This is a genomic window from Streptococcus oralis (assembly GCF_026782345.1).
Lineage (GTDB): Bacteria > Bacillota > Bacilli > Lactobacillales > Streptococcaceae > Streptococcus > Streptococcus oralis_CK.
Genome location: NZ_JAKUWI010000001.1, coordinates 568,081 through 585,455, shown reverse-complemented (window position 1 = coordinate 585,455; position 17,375 = coordinate 568,081). Strand labels below are relative to the sequence as shown.

Annotated in this window: 18 protein-coding genes, 1 tRNA gene and 1 riboswitch; of the genes, 15 read left to right on the top strand and 4 right to left on the bottom strand. The window is 40.2% G+C overall.

Annotation, left to right across the window (positions count from 1 at the left end; all coding sequences use genetic code 11):
- The first annotated feature begins 298 nt into the window (after positions 1-298).
- The 6 genes from pitA (at position 299) to hemH (ending at position 7,775) form a co-directional block, all read left to right on the top strand.
- Positions 299-2,845: a PI-2 pilus tip adhesin PitA gene (gene pitA / locus MK405_RS02890; protein WP_057489070.1), complete on the top strand. Its 2,547-nt coding sequence runs from the start codon at positions 299-301 to the stop codon at positions 2,843-2,845.
- Complete coding sequence (gene sipA, locus MK405_RS02885) at positions 2,845-3,396, top strand: PI-2 pilus system signal peptidase SipA (RefSeq protein WP_007516429.1); 552 nt, start codon at positions 2,845-2,847, stop codon at positions 3,394-3,396. Before pitA ends, sipA begins: the two co-directional genes overlap by 1 nt.
- Before the next feature lie 45 nt (positions 3,397-3,441).
- Entirely contained in the window at positions 3,442-4,638 is a 1,197-nt protein-coding gene (locus MK405_RS02880) for a PI-2 pilus major pilin PitB (RefSeq protein ID WP_057489071.1), read from the top strand.
- A gap of 17 nt (positions 4,639-4,655) precedes the next feature.
- Positions 4,656-5,657 carry a PI-2 pilus system class B sortase SrtG1 gene (gene srtG1 / locus MK405_RS02875; RefSeq protein WP_000851046.1) on the top strand — a complete coding sequence of 334 codons (1,002 nt, stop codon included), beginning with the start codon at positions 4,656-4,658 and terminating at the stop codon, positions 5,655-5,657.
- A gap of 73 nt (positions 5,658-5,730) precedes the next feature.
- Entirely contained in the window at positions 5,731-6,603 is an 873-nt protein-coding gene (gene srtG2 / locus MK405_RS02870; RefSeq protein WP_268704279.1) for a PI-2 pilus system class B sortase SrtG2, read from the top strand.
- A 77-nt stretch (positions 6,604-6,680) separates the two neighbouring features.
- Positions 6,681-7,775 (top strand): ferrochelatase, encoded by a 1,095-nt coding sequence (gene hemH, locus MK405_RS02865; RefSeq protein WP_268704278.1) that lies wholly within the window; start codon positions 6,681-6,683, stop codon positions 7,773-7,775.
- 41 nt (positions 7,776-7,816) lie between these two features.
- Here the strand turns inward: hemH and mscL are convergent, their stop codons facing one another.
- Positions 7,817-8,197, bottom strand: coding sequence for a large conductance mechanosensitive channel protein MscL (mscL, locus tag MK405_RS02860; protein ID WP_033584199.1), 381 nt, complete (start codon positions 8,195-8,197; stop codon positions 7,817-7,819).
- 79 nt (positions 8,198-8,276) lie between these two features.
- Positions 8,277-8,714: a GtrA family protein gene (locus MK405_RS02855; protein WP_268704277.1), complete on the bottom strand. Its 438-nt coding sequence runs from the start codon at positions 8,712-8,714 to the stop codon at positions 8,277-8,279.
- Positions 8,715-8,742: 28 nt separating this feature from the next.
- A riboswitch (PreQ1 riboswitch) is annotated at positions 8,743-8,839 on the top strand.
- Here MK405_RS02855 and MK405_RS02850 point away from each other — a divergent pair.
- The 4 genes from MK405_RS02850 to dapA all read left to right on the top strand — a co-directional run bounded on the left by MK405_RS02850 (position 8,837) and on the right by dapA (position 11,949).
- Positions 8,837-9,346, top strand: a complete 510-nt coding sequence (locus tag MK405_RS02850) for a QueT transporter family protein (RefSeq protein WP_268704276.1) — start codon at positions 8,837-8,839, stop codon at positions 9,344-9,346. Its footprint overlaps the riboswitch before it by 3 nt.
- A 104-nt stretch (positions 9,347-9,450) precedes the next feature.
- Positions 9,451-9,523: transfer RNA gene (locus MK405_RS02845), tRNA-Thr, on the top strand.
- 358 nt (positions 9,524-9,881) lie between these two features.
- A complete protein-coding gene (locus MK405_RS02840) occupies positions 9,882-10,958 on the top strand; it encodes an aspartate-semialdehyde dehydrogenase (RefSeq protein WP_268704275.1) in 1,077 nt (358 codons plus the stop codon).
- Between the two features lie 55 nt (positions 10,959-11,013).
- Positions 11,014-11,949 carry a 4-hydroxy-tetrahydrodipicolinate synthase gene (dapA, locus tag MK405_RS02835; RefSeq protein ID WP_000121610.1) on the top strand — a complete coding sequence of 312 codons (936 nt, stop codon included), beginning with the start codon at positions 11,014-11,016 and terminating at the stop codon, positions 11,947-11,949.
- A 42-nt stretch (positions 11,950-11,991) separates the two neighbouring features.
- Here the strand turns inward: dapA and mnmE are convergent, their stop codons facing one another.
- A complete protein-coding gene (gene mnmE, locus MK405_RS02830) occupies positions 11,992-13,365 on the bottom strand; it encodes a tRNA uridine-5-carboxymethylaminomethyl(34) synthesis GTPase MnmE (protein ID WP_268704274.1) in 1,374 nt (457 codons plus the stop codon).
- A 135-nt stretch (positions 13,366-13,500) separates the two neighbouring features.
- Positions 13,501-13,683, bottom strand: a complete 183-nt coding sequence (locus MK405_RS02825; RefSeq protein ID WP_001117401.1) for a 4-oxalocrotonate tautomerase — start codon at positions 13,681-13,683, stop codon at positions 13,501-13,503.
- Between the two features lie 122 nt (positions 13,684-13,805).
- Between MK405_RS02825 and MK405_RS02820 the strand changes: the two genes are divergently transcribed.
- From MK405_RS02820 to MK405_RS02800, 5 genes are read left to right on the top strand one after another with little or no spacing between them, the layout of a single operon-like run.
- Positions 13,806-14,396: a thymidine kinase gene (locus tag MK405_RS02820; RefSeq protein ID WP_268704273.1), complete on the top strand. Its 591-nt coding sequence runs from the start codon at positions 13,806-13,808 to the stop codon at positions 14,394-14,396.
- A complete protein-coding gene (gene prfA / locus MK405_RS02815; RefSeq protein WP_001028812.1) occupies positions 14,393-15,472 on the top strand; it encodes a peptide chain release factor 1 in 1,080 nt (359 codons plus the stop codon). Before MK405_RS02820 ends, prfA begins: the two co-directional genes overlap by 4 nt.
- Positions 15,472-16,308, top strand: a complete 837-nt coding sequence (gene prmC, locus MK405_RS02810) for a peptide chain release factor N(5)-glutamine methyltransferase (RefSeq protein WP_268704272.1) — start codon at positions 15,472-15,474, stop codon at positions 16,306-16,308. Before prfA ends, prmC begins: the two co-directional genes overlap by 1 nt.
- On the top strand, positions 16,292-16,894 hold the full coding sequence (locus MK405_RS02805) for an L-threonylcarbamoyladenylate synthase (RefSeq protein ID WP_268704271.1): 603 nt from the start codon (positions 16,292-16,294) through the stop codon (positions 16,892-16,894). Before prmC ends, MK405_RS02805 begins: the two co-directional genes overlap by 17 nt.
- 1 nt (position 16,895) lies before the next feature.
- A complete protein-coding gene (locus MK405_RS02800) occupies positions 16,896-17,327 on the top strand; it encodes a GNAT family N-acetyltransferase (protein ID WP_268704270.1) in 432 nt (143 codons plus the stop codon).
- Positions 17,328-17,375: the final 48 nt, after the last annotated feature.

Here is a 17,375-nt window from a genome sequence, read left to right as displayed (position 1 = left end):
AATTTCATGAATTTTGAAAAAATATAATAATTCAAATTCAGAAGACTTTCAAAAGAAATTTTCGAACAATTAGAATAAAATATATGCATCTTTATTTTATGAAATTTTTTACTATTTTTTCCATTTTACCACAGAAAACATTGAAAAACAAAGAAGAATCATACTTTTTTGCGATTTATAATAACATGTTTTCAAACACATTGATTGACATGAGTTCAACATTATTATATAATTAACCTATGGATGTTTCAGATTTATATAGTAACAGATTTAAACATATTCTAGTAAGGGAGATAGCATGAACATTCAATATGATTTTAAGAAAATTCAATGTTTCACTAGTCGTTTAGTTATCTTTCTAGCTATTCTTTTTTTGTGTGCACCAATTAATTCTTTACGTGCAGATTCAACAACGGAACCTCAGACAACTCTGCACAAAACGATTACTCCAATTCAGGGACAGGAAGACCAGTATGAGTTGTCACTGGATATCACATCTAAACTGGGAACGGAGACCCAGTCAGAACCCCTGGATGTTGTCCTGGTTGCCGATCTTTCAGGGAGTATGAAAGAGCAAGATGTGTGGTCATCTTCTACTTCAAGATACATAAGTAGAATTGAAGCACTAAAAAATACATTGAGAGGTGTAAATGGTCGTCAGGGGCTCATTGATACAATTCTTTCTAGTTCCCAAAACCGTTTATCTATTGTAGGTTTTGCTGGAAAAATTGATAATCAGTATAGTAATCAGTATTATTCTTGGCCCAATCAATTTGCTGGATATTATTCTGGTGTTTCGACTTATGACGATGCGAAAACCATTTTGAACTGGAGTAATAATTCATACAATGCTAAAACTGCAGTTAATAAGATGGCGATTGCGGGTGGTAATTCTAGAGGGTATGAGCGAGGGATAGGTACAGGTACAAATATTGGTGCTGGTCTGTGGGAGGCAGATGCACTCCTTAATAATGCGAGAAGTAATGCGAAAAAGGTTGTTATTCTACTATCAGATGGTTTTGCTAATATGTATTATGATGAATATGGTTATACTATATACAACTGGAATAATATCGATGCTAAAACAGAAACAGCTCCCAACTGGTTTAATGACTATCTTAAGCAATTCGTATTAGGGATTTCATCAAGCCTGGCACCTAGAATTGATGGATTTTACTCAATTAAATTTCGATACTCTAACACTAGAGATAGTATATCCGATATTAAATCTTACATTAATCAATATAACCCTAATATCCCCAACGAAATATTTTCTGCAAGTAATGAAAATGACTTGCAACAAAAATTCAAAGATATCACTGATAAAATTTTACCTCTAGGCGTACACCATGTAACTATATCAGATGTCTTGTCCAAGTACGTGCAGCTATTACCGGGTAATGCTTCACGCCTTCGTGTCGTAAAAATAAAGGATGGTAATGAGGAAGAACTGAATGGCAATCAAGTGACGATTGAAAGTAAGAAGAACGAACAGGGATTAGTGGAAGTAACAGCCAAGTTTGATCCGAGTTACACTTTGGAGGATGACGCCAAGTACGTTCTCAAGTTTACTGTCACCTCTACCCAAGAGGCATTTGATGCGATTGCGGGTGATAAGACACTTACTAGTGATGATGCCGAAGGAGCCGATGCTACTAAACTCTACTCCAATAAGGGGGCAAAAGTTACCTATTCCTATGGTATTGGGACTTCACATACCAAAACAAAAGACTATTCTGAGAAGCCCACTTTCAAGCCGTCAGATCCATTGACGGTTCCTGTAGAGATTGAGTGGAAAGGTGTGGATGGAAAATCAAATTCATCAGCAAATCGTCCACCTAGTGTCGAATTAAACTTAAACCAAAAGAAAGATGGAAGTATAAAGGATTCCTATCGAAAGGTCACTAGTCCAGTTCAAACGAATAGTTTTACTGAAAATACTAGTTTTGCAAAGGTAGCTAAGGGATATGACTACGAACTGAAAGCACCAGACGCTCCGGGATATACAGTAGAAGTTCAAAAGACAGGTACGAAAGAGAAACCATCCTTCAAAGTTATTTACCGACAGCTTCCAAGTCTCACCATAAAGAAAATCCTAGAAGGTGAACAATCACCTAATAAGTCTTTCACAATTAATGTTACACTTTCAGATAAGGATGGCAAACCGATTAATGGCAAGTTTGGTAATACAACAGTGACTAACGGGAAAGCGCAGATTTCTCTCAAAAATAGTCAGGAAACTACCCTCGAATACCTGCCTCGTGATACCCACTATAAGGTAGAAGAAGCAGAAAAATCTAAAGCTGGGTATCATGTCACCTATGACAAACAAGAGGGGACTTTGTCAAAGGATGTTCAAACAATCGTCACCAACCACAGACTTCCGACACTTTCAGTTACAAAAAAGGTTACGGGTGCTTTTGCTAATCTTCTGCAATCCTTTAAGATTACCATTAACGTCAGGGATGCTCAGAATAGACCATTGGATGGAACCTATAGTGCAATAGTAAATAATCAAAAAACAACGCTACAATTCACCAATGGTAAGGCAACGGTTAATCTAAAGAAAGATAAAACCGTTAAGATTTTCGACCTTCCTCTAAATGCCCATTACAGTATCGAAGAAGAAGCAAGTTCGTCTCGTGGGTATCAGGTGTCCTATGATAACAAAGAAGGAACTCTTGATGCAGATAAGTCCGCGACAGTCACGAATAATAAAAACAGCGTACCTGAAACGGGGATTGACTTCTTGAGTAGCACTCTCATGCTTGGAGTCGTTCTTCCTCTAGGAGGAATCTTCTTTATCATCTTACTTGGTCACCTTGTGGTGAATAGGAGGAAGTGATGCTGCTAAAAAAGAAACATAAGAAACCAGTAACACAAGTCAATCGGGATAAGTCTCCGCCGAGTGTCTGGGGAGATATCCTTTACTTAGTCAGTAAACTTCTGATGGTTGGATTTGTACTAGCCACCCTTTACTTTTTCGTCTTTGGACTATTAAGATACAATGACGATGGCATGAAGCCAGCCTTAAAAGATGGCGACTTGGTCGTCTACTATAGGTTGGATAAACGCTATTCGATTGGTGATTTGCTCGTCTATAGTTATAAAGGCAAGGAAAGAGTGGCGCGTGTCATCGCAACCGAAGGAAGTACAATCGATATAAACGAAAATGGTCTCATCATCAACGGTTCTCCTCAACAAGAGCAAGATATCTACAAAGAAACGCTGCTCTATAAGGAAGGGGCAACCTTCCCGATGAAAGTCCCAGCAGGACAACTCTTTGTCCTCGGGGACAATCGAACAACGGCTGTAGACAGTCGTGCTTTTGGGACCATCCCTATACAGGATACTCAAGGCAAAGTTGTAACAGTCATTAGAAGACGAGGCTTTTGATGATCATAATGAAAAAAGAAAATAAAAAAAACAAAAGGAATAATCATGAAAAAAACATTCTTTAAAAAGCTATTCACTGCAAGTATTGCAGCTATAACCGCTTTGTCGGTATTCAGAGGTGTTCCGACCTTTGCGGATGATACTTCAGCAACAACAATGGCAACTGGTGAAGCAAATGCTGTTGTGAAAATTAGAAAAACCTTGAATATTGCACAAGGTATTACAACACCGAATGCGACATTTACTTTTAAATTTACTGAAAAGTCTGGTACATCCTCTAATGGAGCTCCTTATGAGAAAGGAGTGAATATCCCAGATATATCAGTTACTTATTCTAAAACAGATAATCAAGTAAATGATAAAATCGAAAAAACGACTGAAAATATTTTTGGCAACACAACATATAAACATGCCGGAGAATATGTTTATGATGTCAGAGAAGATAAATCAGGTTGGACAGCCATTGAAAAAGATAGTAAAAAAATTGATGCAATGAGATATGATGAGCGCACATATGAAATGCATGTTATTGTCAAAAATAAAGCCAATGGTGGTGTCTATATTTCATCAGTATACTTCAAAGAAAATAAACAATCCAATACAGCAAAGGTTCAACCGAGTGAAACAGGGGTTTATAATCTCTTTGACAACACCTATACAAAAGATGCTAGCAGAGACCCTAAGCCTGATGATCCTAGTAAAGTAGACCCTACTGCAAACGCATTAACAATTACTAAAAAAGTTGACGGAGCCTCAGGGGATAAAACAAAAGATTTCCACTTCCATATTCATATTCAACTTCCAAGCACTAACAGTACAGCTGAATCTCCATTGAAAATGCTTGTAGTACAACATGGTGAAACATCCAATACAATTACGGTGTTGAGTTCAGGAATCGTTGACTATGATTTTACTTTGAAGCATGGTGAAACCTTTACTATTGATCAATTGCCGGCTGGATCACACTATACACTAACTGAAACTGGTGTTCCAGGATATACAGCATCATCAGTATATTTGACAAACGGAACATCAACTAATGGTGCAGCTGGACAATTGGGTCAAGATTATAAAGTTGAGAATATCCTTCTTGGTGAAAAAACAAACAACAACACCGTTACCAACAAAATTAATGACGTGACTCCTACTGGTCTCTTGATTGATAACCTTCCATTCATCTTGATGATTGGTCTTGGTTTAGCTGGATTTGTTGTCTTGTCTAAAAAACGTAGAGAAGCCTAAATGGCTGGGGGTAGACGATGAAAACCAAGCGTGAGAAACCAAAAAAGAGTCTGTCTAGACGTCTCGTTCTTGCTGTGGATGGGGTGATCAATCACCTGTTGCTCATTTTTGCAGCTTTGATCTTTCTCTTTGGTTTCTATGCCCTTTGGGATTCCAACCAAGTCTACTCCTTGGCTTCGTCAAGTGAGTACGAGGCTTATCGGCCTGTTACGACGCAACAGGATGAGCTGGCTAGCTTTTCAGGCTTCAGCAAACTCCAAGAACTCAATCCCGAAGTCCTCGGTTGGATCAATGTCTATGGCACCAATATCGACTATCCCTTAGTCCAAGCCAAGGACAATGAAAAGTATCTCAACAAGGACTCCAAAGGTGAGTTTGCAGCGACAGGCGCTATCTTTCTCGATGCACGAAATAATCCTAAGTTCGAAGACTTTAATACCATTATCTACGGGCACCACGTAGAAAACGGGGTCATGTTTGGTGATGTGGCTAAGTTTGCTGATCAGGAATTTTTTGACCAGCATCGTTACGGTAGTATATACTACAATGGTGTGGAAAAAGGGCTCGAGATCTTTGAGATGTTGGAGGTCGATGCCTATGACTTTAACATCTATGATCCAGGAATACAGGGTGAGGACCGTCAGCAGGCCTATCTAGACCACTTGCTCTCAGTCGCCATGCACAAGAGGGATATCTCACTCTCACCGAGTGATCGTATCATCCTACTCAGTACCTGTTTTCTCGATGTGACCAATGGTCGTCATATCGTGGTCGCAAAGATTACAGACACAGTCCCTAAAAATACTTTCCATACAAAAAAATCAAAACCATTCCCATATAGTGTCTTTGATGACTCGTCTCTTGGACGTTTCCTCTCATCAATCCCACTATGGATTTGGTACCTTATCTTGTTTGTATTGTTCTTGCTCTTGATTTTCTTACTCCTTGTCCTCTACTTGATCCTACGTCGTAGAAGAGAGAGTAAAAAAATGCAAGAAGCAGACCCTTTTACTGACTAAGGGTGAATAGAAAAGAGGCGGTTTTGTTCCGCCTCCTTTCCTTTTAAGAAATCTCGCATAGAAAGGAGTTCTGATGACGGTTCAAAAAAGAGCGCGATTTAAAAACGTGTTTCTGGTATTCTTCTGTGTTTTCGTAGCTCTTTTTAGTTGGCAGAGAGCAGAAGCAAGTGATTATGATCACTATAATCCTATTGAAAAGGATGCTTCGAGCACAGGATTTGAAACCCTGCAACAGCTTAATCATGATGTTTGCGGTTGGATCAGCCTTGATGGGACCAAGGTAGACTATCCGCTTCTACAAAGTCAGGATAATGTCAAATACCTTGACCGCAATGCCTTTGGCGATTATACGATAACGGGATCAATTTTTCTCGACTATCGCTTTAATCCCAACTTTACTGATTTTAATACCATCATCTACGGACACTCTATGGCTTCAGGGGCTATGTTCGGTGAGATTAAGAAATTTGCTGATAAGGAATTCTTCGACCAGCATCGCTATGGTTCTATCTACTACAATGGTCGAGAACGTGGTCTTGAGATTTTTGGGATTTTAGAAGTGGATGCCTATGATACGGAAATTTACCGAACCTTGAGTTCCAACGATGAGGAACACCAGGCCTATTATCAGTATCTGTTGAGTAAAGCCAAGTACAAGCGAGATGTTTCCTTGACTTCAACGGACAAGATTGTTTTGTTAAGCACCTGTTTTCTTAATATTACCAACGGTCGCCATATCCTTTTAGCAAAAATAACGGATGCACCAGTAAAAGCAGCACAGGATAAAAGTGGAGAAAGCGTGGGAACACGTTATTTTGACCAAGGGATTCCAACGCATTGGATTTATATCCTAACCTTACTCCTTCTTATCATTGTCATCTTGCTTCTAATAGTTATTATTCTAATCATAAGACGAGATAAAAAAACAAAAGAACAAAAGAAATAGTAGACGTAGGAAACGTTTACTATTTTTTTCTTTCATGATAGAATGGATAGAGAAAATAATATCATAAGGATGATAACATGAAAAAAGCAATATTAATGATGACCTTTGGATCTCCAGAGGAGATTAGTTTTGAAGGAGTAGCAGAATTTTTTACAAACATTCGTCGTGGAGTTAGACCCCAAGACCACGAAATCCAGACTCTCTATGACAACTATGTTCGTATCGGTGGGACGCCTTTGCAGCGGATTACACGTGAGGAGGTCAATTTACTCAAAGAACGTTTAGGGGAGGAGTATGGTATCTACTTTGCCAACAAATTTTCTCGTCCCTTTATTCCAGACGTGATCAAGCAGATGGAAACTGATGGTGTTGAAGAATGTATCTGCTTGATTTTGGAACCTCATTATTCTTTTTACTCAGTCATGGGGTATGAAAAGTTTCTGGAAAGCCAGCAGATCCGATTTTTAGTTATTAAGGACTGGTATCAACAACAGCCTTTGCTGGACTTCTGGACAGATGAGATTAGAAAAATTTTACGAAACCATGTGGGAGAAGAATCCTTCAAGGTAATCTTTTCAGCCCATAGCGTCCCCATTTTTGCCTTGGACTTTGGAGATCCATATATTGATCAGATTTTCGATAATAGCAAGCTCATTGCTGAACAACTCGGCCTAATGACAGACCAGTATACCAATACTTGGCAGAGCGAAAGCGATATTGGAATCCCTTGGATCAAGCCAGATGTCTTAGAATATTTACGAGAACAAAAGCAACATCCAGAACATTATATTTTTGTCCCGATAAGTTTTATCAGTGAGCATATCGAAGTCTTGTTCGATAATGATATGGAATGTTATGATTTGTGTCAAGAATTAGGTGTCACCTACCATCGTCCACCGATGCCCAATACGGATAGCCGTTTAATTGACGCTTTAGTTGCTACTGTAAGAGTCAACGAACACAAAGAATTTAAAGCTTTTCTCCCAGAAGAAGAAACCTTTGATGAGTTAGCGCCTTCGGCAACTACCAAGGACATCATGAAAGAGACAGACGACATTCAGATGCCAGAATTTGTCAAAAAACTCATTGAGAAAAAAGGTCGTGAAAATGTGAAGATGCCTTACTTGATTAAGAAAATGCTCGAAAAGGCTGGGAAGTTACCAAAAGAGTAAAGAAAAAAGGATTTAGCTTAAAGCTAAATCCTTTATCTGTTTTATTTTTTCTCAAGAAGAGCTTTAATTTCTTGAAGAACTTCAAGTTCAGTTGGAGCAGCAGGTGCTTCCTCAACCACTTCTTCTTTCTTGCGAAGGTTTTGCGCTTTTTCCATAGCTTTAATAACGAAGAAAAGCACAGTACCTACAACGAGAAAGTTGATAATAGCACTCAAGAATTTACCATATGTAACACCATTCCATGCAAGCTCAGCGATGTTTTGTACTTTCGCAGCTTCCAAAGCTGGGTTCAAGATAAGTGGAGTGATGATATCGTTAACGAGTGAAGTCACGATAGCACCAAAAGCAGAGGCGATGATTACACCGACAGCAAGGTCAACGACATTACCACGAAGCAAGAATTCTTTAAGATCCTTTAACACTTTCATAAATTCCTTTCCTAATTTTCTAACTTATTATATCCTAAATTGTGACAAAAGGCAACCTGGATGCTTAAGGAGATCAGTTGCTCCTTTTAAAAATATAGATTTTACTGAAAATATAATTAAGCACAATAATCAAGATTTGTGCTAGGATGGTTTCAACCACATTAACCCTGTCTATATTATATTCGACAAACTGACCAATAAGATCAGGAAAGGTTGTAACGAAGATATAAGTTAAAAGAACGTCCAGTCCAAGAGTAGACAGACGAGCTAAGAAAAACTTAACTAGTCGAATTAGCCAATTCTTCCTCTCTTGTTTAAAAACAAATGTATCATTAGTGATAAAGGCAAAAAGAATACCGATAATATTTGCCAGTGCAGTTGCTAGGATTTCCTGATGGCTGATATGGTAGATAGCTAAACGTGATAAAATAGATACTAAAGTAGTAGCTCCACCAAAAAATAGATAAGAGAGGATTTCGCTATCAAAAAAAGTTTTTATTAGTTTTTTCATGATTTTAGTATAGCATAAAGTCATATATTGTGCTATACTGGTAAGGTTGATTCACTCAACCCTTGGTGCTTAGCTTCTTTCACCAAGCATATTTTACGCGGGAAACCGCCAAAGGAGAAAACATGAAAAATTTAACTGTTCGTGACATGGCAGATATTGCCATTGTTGCTGCTATTTATGTGGTTTTAACCATTACCCCACCACTGAATGCCATTAGCTACGGCGCCTACCAGTTCCGTATTTCTGAGATGATGAATTTTCTGGCTTTTTACAACCCTAAATATATCATTGGTGTGACAATTGGATGTATGATTGCTAATTTCTTTAGTTTTGGCATAATTGATGTCTTTGTCGGCGGGGGATCTACTCTAGTTTTCCTTAGTCTGGGTGTTTGGCTCTTTAGCAAGTACAAGAAAGACTATTTGTTCAATGGTTTGATTCGAAAAGATCATTTCTTCTTTTCAATCCTATTCTCTATTTCAATGATTACCATTGCAGCAGAACTCTATATTGTTGCAGAAGCTCCATTCTTCTTTACATGGTTCTCTACGGGAATTGGTGAGTTTGCATCACTCATCGTAGGTGCTATTTTAATCGGAAAATTAGGACGCCGAATCGATCTAACAAGATAAGAAGTTTATAAGCTAGATTCTTGATAAATCTAGCTTTTTTCATTCCATAAATTAAAAGAGAGCGCTTGACAAGAACTAGGAACTATAGTATACTTTTTAGGTAAGCTGATTTAGCTCAGTTGGCAGAGCGCATCCATGGTAAGGATGAGGTCGCCGGTTCAATCCCGGCAATTAGCATATTAGAAACAAAATGACCTTGGCAGACCAAGGTTTTTCTTATACACCTGTGTAAATGAAGCTAAAGAGCTTTGGCTGTTGACAAAAGTGACTCTATCTAGTAGAATAGTAGATGCGATGAGTCGATAGGTAGTCTTCGGACTACTATTGAGCATCAGGAGGTCATAACGCAGGAGCGGACCTTGATGAGTTGTGTGAACCTGCTCATCACATGAAGATGCCTCTTAGTCCCTGGTCGAATGGCTAGGGATTTTTAGTTTTCAGAAAATATAGTCTAAAAGTGCTTTTCAATTTCTGGAAAAAGTAGTATAATACATCTATTATAGAAATTTTTAGAAAATTCCGAAAGAGGTTATTTATGGGATATACAGTTGCTGTAGTCGGCGCGACAGGTGCTGTCGGAGCTCAGATGATAAAAATGTTGGAAGAATCAACACTTCCAATCAATAAAATCCGTTACCTTGCTTCTGCACGTTCAGCAGGCAAGACTTTGAAATTTAAAGACCAAGATATTACGATTGAAGAAACAACTGAGACAGCTTTTGAGGGTGTTGATATTGCACTCTTCTCAGCAGGTGGTTCGACATCAGCTAAGTATGCACCATACGCAGTTCAAGCTGGTGCGGTAGTAGTGGATAATACATCTTATTTCCGTCAAAATCCAGATGTACCATTGGTTGTCCCAGAGGTCAATGCCCATGCACTTGATGCCCACAACGGAATCATTGCCTGCCCTAACTGTTCAACAATCCAAATGATGGTGGCTCTTGAGCCGGTCCGCCAAAAATGGGGCTTGGACCGCATCATCGTTTCAACTTACCAAGCAGTCTCTGGTGCTGGTATGGGTGCGATTCTTGAAACACAACGTGAACTTCGTGAAGTCTTGAATGATGGTGTGAATCCACGTGATTTGCATGCGGAAATCTTGCCTTCAGGTGGTGACAAGAAACACTACCCTATCGCCTTTAACGCTCTTCCACAAATCGATGTCTTCACTGACAATGATTACACATACGAAGAGATGAAGATGACCAAGGAAACGAAGAAAATCATGGAAGATGATAGCATTGCAGTATCTGCAACCTGTGTACGTATTCCAGTCTTGTCAGCTCACTCTGAATCTGTTTATATCGAAACAAAAGAAGTGGCACCAATCGAAGAAGTGAAAGCAGCCATCGTAGCCTTCCCAGGTGCTGTTCTTGAGGATGACGTAGCGCACCAAATCTATCCTCAAGCTGTCAATGCAGTGGGTTCGCGTGATACTTTTGTTGGTCGTATCCGTAAAGACTTGGACGCTGAAAAAGGAATCCACATGTGGGTTGTTTCAGATAACCTTCTCAAAGGTGCTGCTTGGAATTCAGTTCAGATTGCAGAAACGCTTCACGAACGTGGATTGGTTCGTCCAACAGCTGAATTGAAATTTGAATTAAAATAGTCATATCGTTTAGGAGTTCAGATGAACTCCTTCTTTGAAATAGAGAGGTGTTTTCATGTCTTATCAAGATTTAAAAGAGTGTAAAATCATCACGGCCTTTATTACCCCTTTCCATGAGGATGGTTCCATCAACTTTGATGCCATTCCAGCCTTAATTGAGCATTTATTGGCCCATCACACAGACGGCATTCTCCTAGCTGGAACGACTGCTGAGAGTCCAACTTTAACCCACGATGAGGAGTTGGAACTCTTTGCGGCTGTACAAAAGATTGTTAATGGACGCGTTCCTTTGATTGCGGGTGTAGGTACCAATGATACGCGTGACTCTATCGAGTTTGTCAAAGAAGTAGCAGAATTTGGTGGCTTTGCAGCTGGGCTTGCGATTGTACCATACTACAATAAACCTTCTCAAGAAGGGATGTACCAGCACTTTAAAGCAATTGCAGATGCTTCTGACTTACCAATTATTATCTATAACATTCCAGGGCGTGTAGTTGTCGAATTGACTCCAGAAACCATGCTTCGTTTGGCTGACCATCCAAATATCATTGGGGTCAAAGAATGTACTAGTCTGGCTAATATGGCTTACTTGATTGAACACAAGCCAGAAGAGTTCTTGGTCTATACTGGTGAGGACGGAGATGCTTTCCATGCCATGAATCTTGGTGCGGACGGGGTTATTTCTGTTGCATCTCATACAAATGGGGATGAAATGCACGAGATGTTGACTGCTATTGCAGAAAGCGATATGAAAAAAGCGGCAGCTATTCAACGTAAATTCATTCCTAAGGTCAACGCCCTCTTCTCTTATCCAAGTCCTGCTCCAGTTAAGGCTGTTTTGAACTATATGGGATTTGAAGCTGGACCAACTCGTCTACCTCTAGTTCCAGCACCAGAAGAAGATGCCAAACGCATTATCAAGGTTGTCGTAGATGGCGACTATGAAGCGACTAAGGCAACCGTAACAGGAGTCTTAAGACCAGATTACTAATAAAGACAATAAAATCCATGACCGAACAATCATGGATTTTTCTTATTTTCCTAAACAGAATTGGCTAAAGAGTTGGGTAATGAGTTCATCTGGAGCAGCATCTCCAGTGATTTCTCCGAGAATTTCCCAAGTACGGGTCAAGTCAACTTGAAGCAAATCAACTGGCATCCCTAGTTCAAGACCTTCATTAACTGCTTGTAGGCTTTCAACTGCCTTCTCAATCAGAGAAATATGACGGGCGTTGGACAAGTAAGTAGCATCTTGCTCGACCAAACCAGCATTTTCAAAGAAGAGGTTGTTGATTCTATCCTCAATCATATCAATGTTTTGATTTTTAAGAACTGAAATACGGATAATATCTTCTGGTAGTTCCGAAGTTTCAATCGCTTCAGGAAGATCAGTTTTATTAAGTAGAATAATGCGGTTGGTGTCCTGACTGATTTCTAAGAGTTGTCTGTCTTGTGCTGTTAGTGGTTCACTAGCATTTAGCACTAGTAGTACCAAGTCAGCTTCCTTGAGGGCTTTTCTCGAACGCTCGACACCGATTTGTTCCACGATGTCATCTGTTTCCCGAATACCAGCTGTATCAATCAATTTGAGAGGAACCCCGTTAATGTTGACGTATTCTTCGATAACATCTCGTGTCGTACCAGCGATATCTGTTACAATAGCCTTGTCTTCACGAAGGAGATTATTGAGAAGACTGGATTTCCCAACATTGGGACGGCCGATAATGGCAGTTGAAATTCCCTCACGGAGGATTTTGCCACGACGTGCTGTTCGAAGCAGATTGGTTAACAATTGCTCAAACTCCATAGTTTTTTCGCGGACAACAGCAGTAGTAGCTTCCTCAACATCATCATACTCAGGATAGTCGATATTGACCTCAACTTGGGCAAGTGTATTGAGGATTTCTTGACGGGTATTATTGATAAGATCAGAAAGGGAACCATCTAGTTGCCTGACTGCGATATTCATAGCCTTGTCAGTCTTGGCACGGATGATGTCCATCACCGCCTCAGCTTGTGTCAAATCCACACGACCGTTTAGAAAGGCACGCTTGGTAAATTCTCCAGGTTCTGCCAAACGAGCTCCTTCACGGATAGCTAGTTGGAGAATCTCATTAGTCACCGCAATCCCACCGTGGGTGTTAATCTCGATAATATCCTCACGAGTGAAGGTCTTTGGGGACTTCATAGCCCCAACCATAACCTCGTCCATGACCTCACCAGTTTGAGGGTCAACGATGTGACCATAGTTAAGAGTGTGGCTAGCAACCTTGCTTAAGTCTTTGCCTTTGAAAATCTTTTGCGCAATGGCAAAACTGTCAGTTCCGCTCAAACGGACAATACCAATAGCCCCTTCACCTAGTGGAGTAGAGATAGCAGCGATGGTATCAAATTCACGTGTAATCATACTAATTCCTTTTGTATTTCTTTTCTTAGGATATGGTATCCAAGCATCTCTTCAAATTGTAACAAATTTAGGTTATTTCTTCAATGGATGCTACTTGGAGATTGAAAAAGCCTAAGCAATTCTGCTTAAGCTAGCTTATTTGGTGCGCATTTCCCCTTGTGGGAAGTAAGTTCCTTCTGGCATGTCGTTGATGATGACATGGACAGCAGATTGAGGTGCTCCAGTATTACGGACAACAGCTTCCGTTACTTCCTTAGCCAGAGCTTTCTTTTGCTCGAGCGTGCGTCCTTCAAATAAATCGATGCGTACAAATGGCATAATAACTTCCTCCACTAGTTTTTGATTTCTTCTATTTTACCACATTTTGCCGTTTAAAGCTTCAGAAAATTATGATATACTAGAATGTAGCAAAAATTTAGAAATGGACGTGAATTAGAAGCATGGCACAGTTGTATTATCGTTATGGGACCATGAACTCTGGTAAGACGATTGAGATTCTCAAGGTGGCCTATAACTACGAGGAGCAAGGAAAGGGAGTTGTGATTATGACTTCGGCTCTGGATACGCGTGACGGTGTTGGCTATGTGTCGAGTCGAATCGGTATGAAACGCCCAGCCATTGCGATTGAGGAAACGACGGATATCTACGGTTATATCCGAGACTTACCTGAGAAACCATACTGTGTGCTAGTCGATGAGGCTCAATTTCTCAAGCGTCACCATGTTTACGATCTAGCTCGTGTTGTTGACGAGCTAGACATACCTGTCATGGCTTTTGGTTTGAAGAATGACTTTCGCAATGAATTGTTCGAAGGTTCAAAATACCTCTTGCTCTTAGCAGACAAGATTGAAGAAATCAAGACTATCTGTCAGTACTGTAAGAAAAAGGCGACTATGGTGTTGCGTACGCAGGATGGTGTGCCAGTCTATGATGGCGAACAAATTCAGATCGGTGGAAATGAAACTTATATCTCAGTCTGCCGTAAACATTATTTTGCGCCTGAAATCAATAAGGAGAATGAAGACAAATGAACATCTATGATCAACTACAAGCTGTAGAAGACCGTTATGAAGAATTAGGAGAATTGCTGAGTGACCCTGATGTCGTTTCAGACACCAAGCGTTTCATGGAGCTTTCAAAAGAAGAGGCTTCTACTCGTGATACGGTAACGGCTTACCGTGAGTACAAACAAGTCCTCCAAAACATCGTTGACGCCGAAGATATGATTAAGGAATCAGGCGGAGATGCGGACTTGGAAGAAATGGCTAAGCAAGAGCTCAAAGATGCCAAGGCTGAAAAAGAAGAATACGAAGAGAAATTGAAAATTTTGCTCCTTCCAAAGGATCCAAACGATGATAAGAACATCATCCTTGAAATCCGTGGAGCAGCTGGTGGAGACGAAGCAGCACTTTTCGCTGGAGATTTGTTAACTATGTACCAAAAGTATGCGGAAGCCCAAGGCTGGCGCTTTGAAGTCATGGAAGCCTCTATGAATGGTGTCGGTGGATTCAAAGAAGTGGTTGCTATGGTTTCTGGTCAATCGGTATACTCTAAACTCAAGTATGAGTCTGGTGCTCACCGTGTGCAACGTGTCCCTGTGACAGAAAGCCAAGGTCGTGTCCATACATCAACTGCCACAGTTCTTGTCATGCCTGAAGTGGAAGAAGTAGAATACGATATTGATCCAAAAGACCTTCGTGTTGATATCTACCACGCATCTGGTGCTGGTGGACAGAACGTCAATAAGGTTGCGACTGCCGTTCGTATCGTTCACTTGCCAACTAATATCAAGGTTGAGATGCAGGAAGAACGTACCCAGCAGAAAAACCGTGAGAAAGCCATGAAAATCATTCGTGCGCGTGTTGCTGACCACTTTGCACAAATTGCACAAGATGAACAAGATGCCGAGCGTAAGTCGACAATCGGTACTGGGGATCGTTCTGAACGTATTCGTACTTATAACTTCCCACAAAACCGTGTCACAGACCACCGTATTGGCTTGACTCTCCAAAAACTAGATACGATTTTATCTGGTAAATTGGATGAAGTTGTGGATGCCTTGGTTCTTTATGACCAAACACAAAAATTAGAAGAATTAAACAAATAATGAAATTAGCTCAATTATTTTCAGATTTTGAAGAAGAGTTGATAAGACAAGGAGAGGAAGCAGAAAGCCTCTCTTTTGTCTATCGTAGCTTAAAAAATCTCTCTTTTACGGACTTTGTTTTTACCCTTCAGCAAGAGGTAACAGAGGCCGAAAAACAATTTGTAGAAGAAATTTTCCAGAAGTTAGCGTCCCATAAACCAGCTCAGTATATCATTGGTTACGCAGATTTCTTTGGGATGCAGTTAAAAGTGGATGAGCGGGTTTTGATTCCTCGTCCAGAAACAGAGGAGTTGGTGGAGCTCATCCTCACAGAAAATCCTGAGGATAAGCTTAAGATTCTAGATATCGGGACTGGAAGTGGCGCCATAGCTCTTGGATTAGCTAAAAACAGACCAGATTGGTCAGTGACAGCAGCAGATATTTCCCAAGATGCCTTAGAGCTTGCATCAGAGAATGCTAAAAATCAAAATCTTAATATATTTTTTAAAAAATCTGATTGTTTTGCAGAAATTTCTGAAAAATATGATATAATTGTATCCAATCCACCCTATATCTCTCGTGAAGATGAGTCAGAGGTCGGTTTGAATGTTTTGCATTCAGAGCCTCATCTAGCTCTCTTTGCAGATGAGGATGGCCTAGCTATTTACCGCAGAATTGCGGAAGATGTAAAAGACTATCTCACAGATGGTGGTAAGATTTACCTTGAAATTGGATACAAGCAAGGTCAAAGTGTTCCTGCGCTTTTTAGGAAATATCTTCCTGAAAAACGAGTACGAACACTCAAGGATCAATTTGGTCAAGATAGGATGGTTGTAGTTGATGATGGACAGGATTAGACAAGAGTTGGAAAAGGGCGGGGCAGTTGTTTTGCCTACAGAGACGGTTTACGGGCTATTTGCTAAGGCCTTAGATGAAAAAGCTGTCGACCATGTTTACCAACTCAAGCGTCGTCCTAGAGACAAGGCGCTCAATCTTAATGTCGCTTCTCTAGAGGACATCTTGCACTTCTCAAAGAATCAGCCAACTTATCTACAAAAGCTTGTAGAGACCTTTTTACCGGGTCCCTTGACCATTATTCTCGAAGCCAATGACAGAGTTCCCTTTTGGGTCAACTCTGGTCTTGCAACGGTGGGATTTCGGATGCCGAGTCACCCCATTACACTGGATTTGATTCGAGAGACAGGTCCTTTGATTGGGCCGTCTGCCAATATCTCGGGTCAGGCGAGTGGAGTGACCTTTGCTCAAATTCTAGAGGATTTTGACCAAGAGGTTTTGGGGCTGGAGGACGACGCTTTTCTAACTGGACAGGATTCGACTATTTTGGATTTGTCTGGAGACGAGGTGAAAATCTTACGCCAAGGGGCGATTAAGCGAGAAGATATTCTTGCACAGTTGCCAGAGATTTCTTTTGAGGAGGAATGAGATGCTAAGAGATTTGCAAGAAACAGATGTGAATGCTATATGTGAGATTAACCAAGAGGCTTTGGGCTATTCTTTTAGTCCAGAGGACACAGCTAGTCAACTAGCTAGATTATCTCAGGATTCACATCATTTCTTACTTGGTTATGAGGATGCAGTTAGTCATATCCTACTTGGATATGTCCATGCTGAAGTTTATGAATCCCTCTATTCCAAAGCAGGATTTAATATTTTAGGCTTAGCAGTTTCGCCTCAAGCACAAGGACGAGGTATCGGTAAAAGCTTACTGCAAGGGTTGGATCAAGAAGCAAAAAGACGTGGATATGAGTTTATCCGCTTAAACTCTGCCGATCATCGTCTGGGTGCTCATGCATTTTATGAAAAAGTTGGTTATACTTGTGATAAAATGCAGAAACGGTTTATTCGCATCTTTTAGTTTATTTTCTTATTGTAAAACAAACTAAAGGACCTGTCACACTATAAA

Excerpts from the sequence above, each read along its gene's own strand:
- pitA (WP_057489070.1), top strand. The coding sequence starts at position 299 with ATGAACATTCAATATGATTTTAAGAAAATTCAATGTTTCACTAGTCGT.
- sipA (WP_007516429.1), top strand. The coding sequence starts at position 2,845 with ATGCTGCTAAAAAAGAAACATAAGAAACCAGTAACACAAGTCAATCGG.
- MK405_RS02880 (WP_057489071.1), top strand. The coding sequence starts at position 3,442 with ATGAAAAAAACATTCTTTAAAAAGCTATTCACTGCAAGTATTGCAGCT.
- srtG1 (WP_000851046.1), top strand. The coding sequence starts at position 4,656 with ATGAAAACCAAGCGTGAGAAACCAAAAAAGAGTCTGTCTAGACGTCTC.
- srtG2 (WP_268704279.1), top strand. The coding sequence starts at position 5,731 with ATGACGGTTCAAAAAAGAGCGCGATTTAAAAACGTGTTTCTGGTATTC.
- hemH (WP_268704278.1), top strand. The coding sequence starts at position 6,681 with ATGAAAAAAGCAATATTAATGATGACCTTTGGATCTCCAGAGGAGATT.
- MK405_RS02855 (WP_268704277.1), bottom strand. The coding sequence starts at position 8,714 with ATGAAAAAACTAATAAAAACTTTTTTTGATAGCGAAATCCTCTCTTAT.
- MK405_RS02850 (WP_268704276.1), top strand. The coding sequence starts at position 8,837 with ATGAAAAATTTAACTGTTCGTGACATGGCAGATATTGCCATTGTTGCT.
- MK405_RS02840 (WP_268704275.1), top strand. The coding sequence starts at position 9,882 with ATGGGATATACAGTTGCTGTAGTCGGCGCGACAGGTGCTGTCGGAGCT.
- dapA (WP_000121610.1), top strand. The coding sequence starts at position 11,014 with ATGTCTTATCAAGATTTAAAAGAGTGTAAAATCATCACGGCCTTTATT.
- mnmE (WP_268704274.1), bottom strand. The coding sequence starts at position 13,365 with ATGATTACACGTGAATTTGATACCATCGCTGCTATCTCTACTCCACTA.
- MK405_RS02825 (WP_001117401.1), bottom strand. The coding sequence starts at position 13,683 with ATGCCATTTGTACGCATCGATTTATTTGAAGGACGCACGCTCGAGCAA.
- MK405_RS02820 (WP_268704273.1), top strand. The coding sequence starts at position 13,806 with ATGGCACAGTTGTATTATCGTTATGGGACCATGAACTCTGGTAAGACG.
- prfA (WP_001028812.1), top strand. The coding sequence starts at position 14,393 with ATGAACATCTATGATCAACTACAAGCTGTAGAAGACCGTTATGAAGAA.
- prmC (WP_268704272.1), top strand. The coding sequence starts at position 15,472 with ATGAAATTAGCTCAATTATTTTCAGATTTTGAAGAAGAGTTGATAAGA.
- MK405_RS02805 (WP_268704271.1), top strand. The coding sequence starts at position 16,292 with ATGATGGACAGGATTAGACAAGAGTTGGAAAAGGGCGGGGCAGTTGTT.
- MK405_RS02800 (WP_268704270.1), top strand. The coding sequence starts at position 16,896 with ATGCTAAGAGATTTGCAAGAAACAGATGTGAATGCTATATGTGAGATT.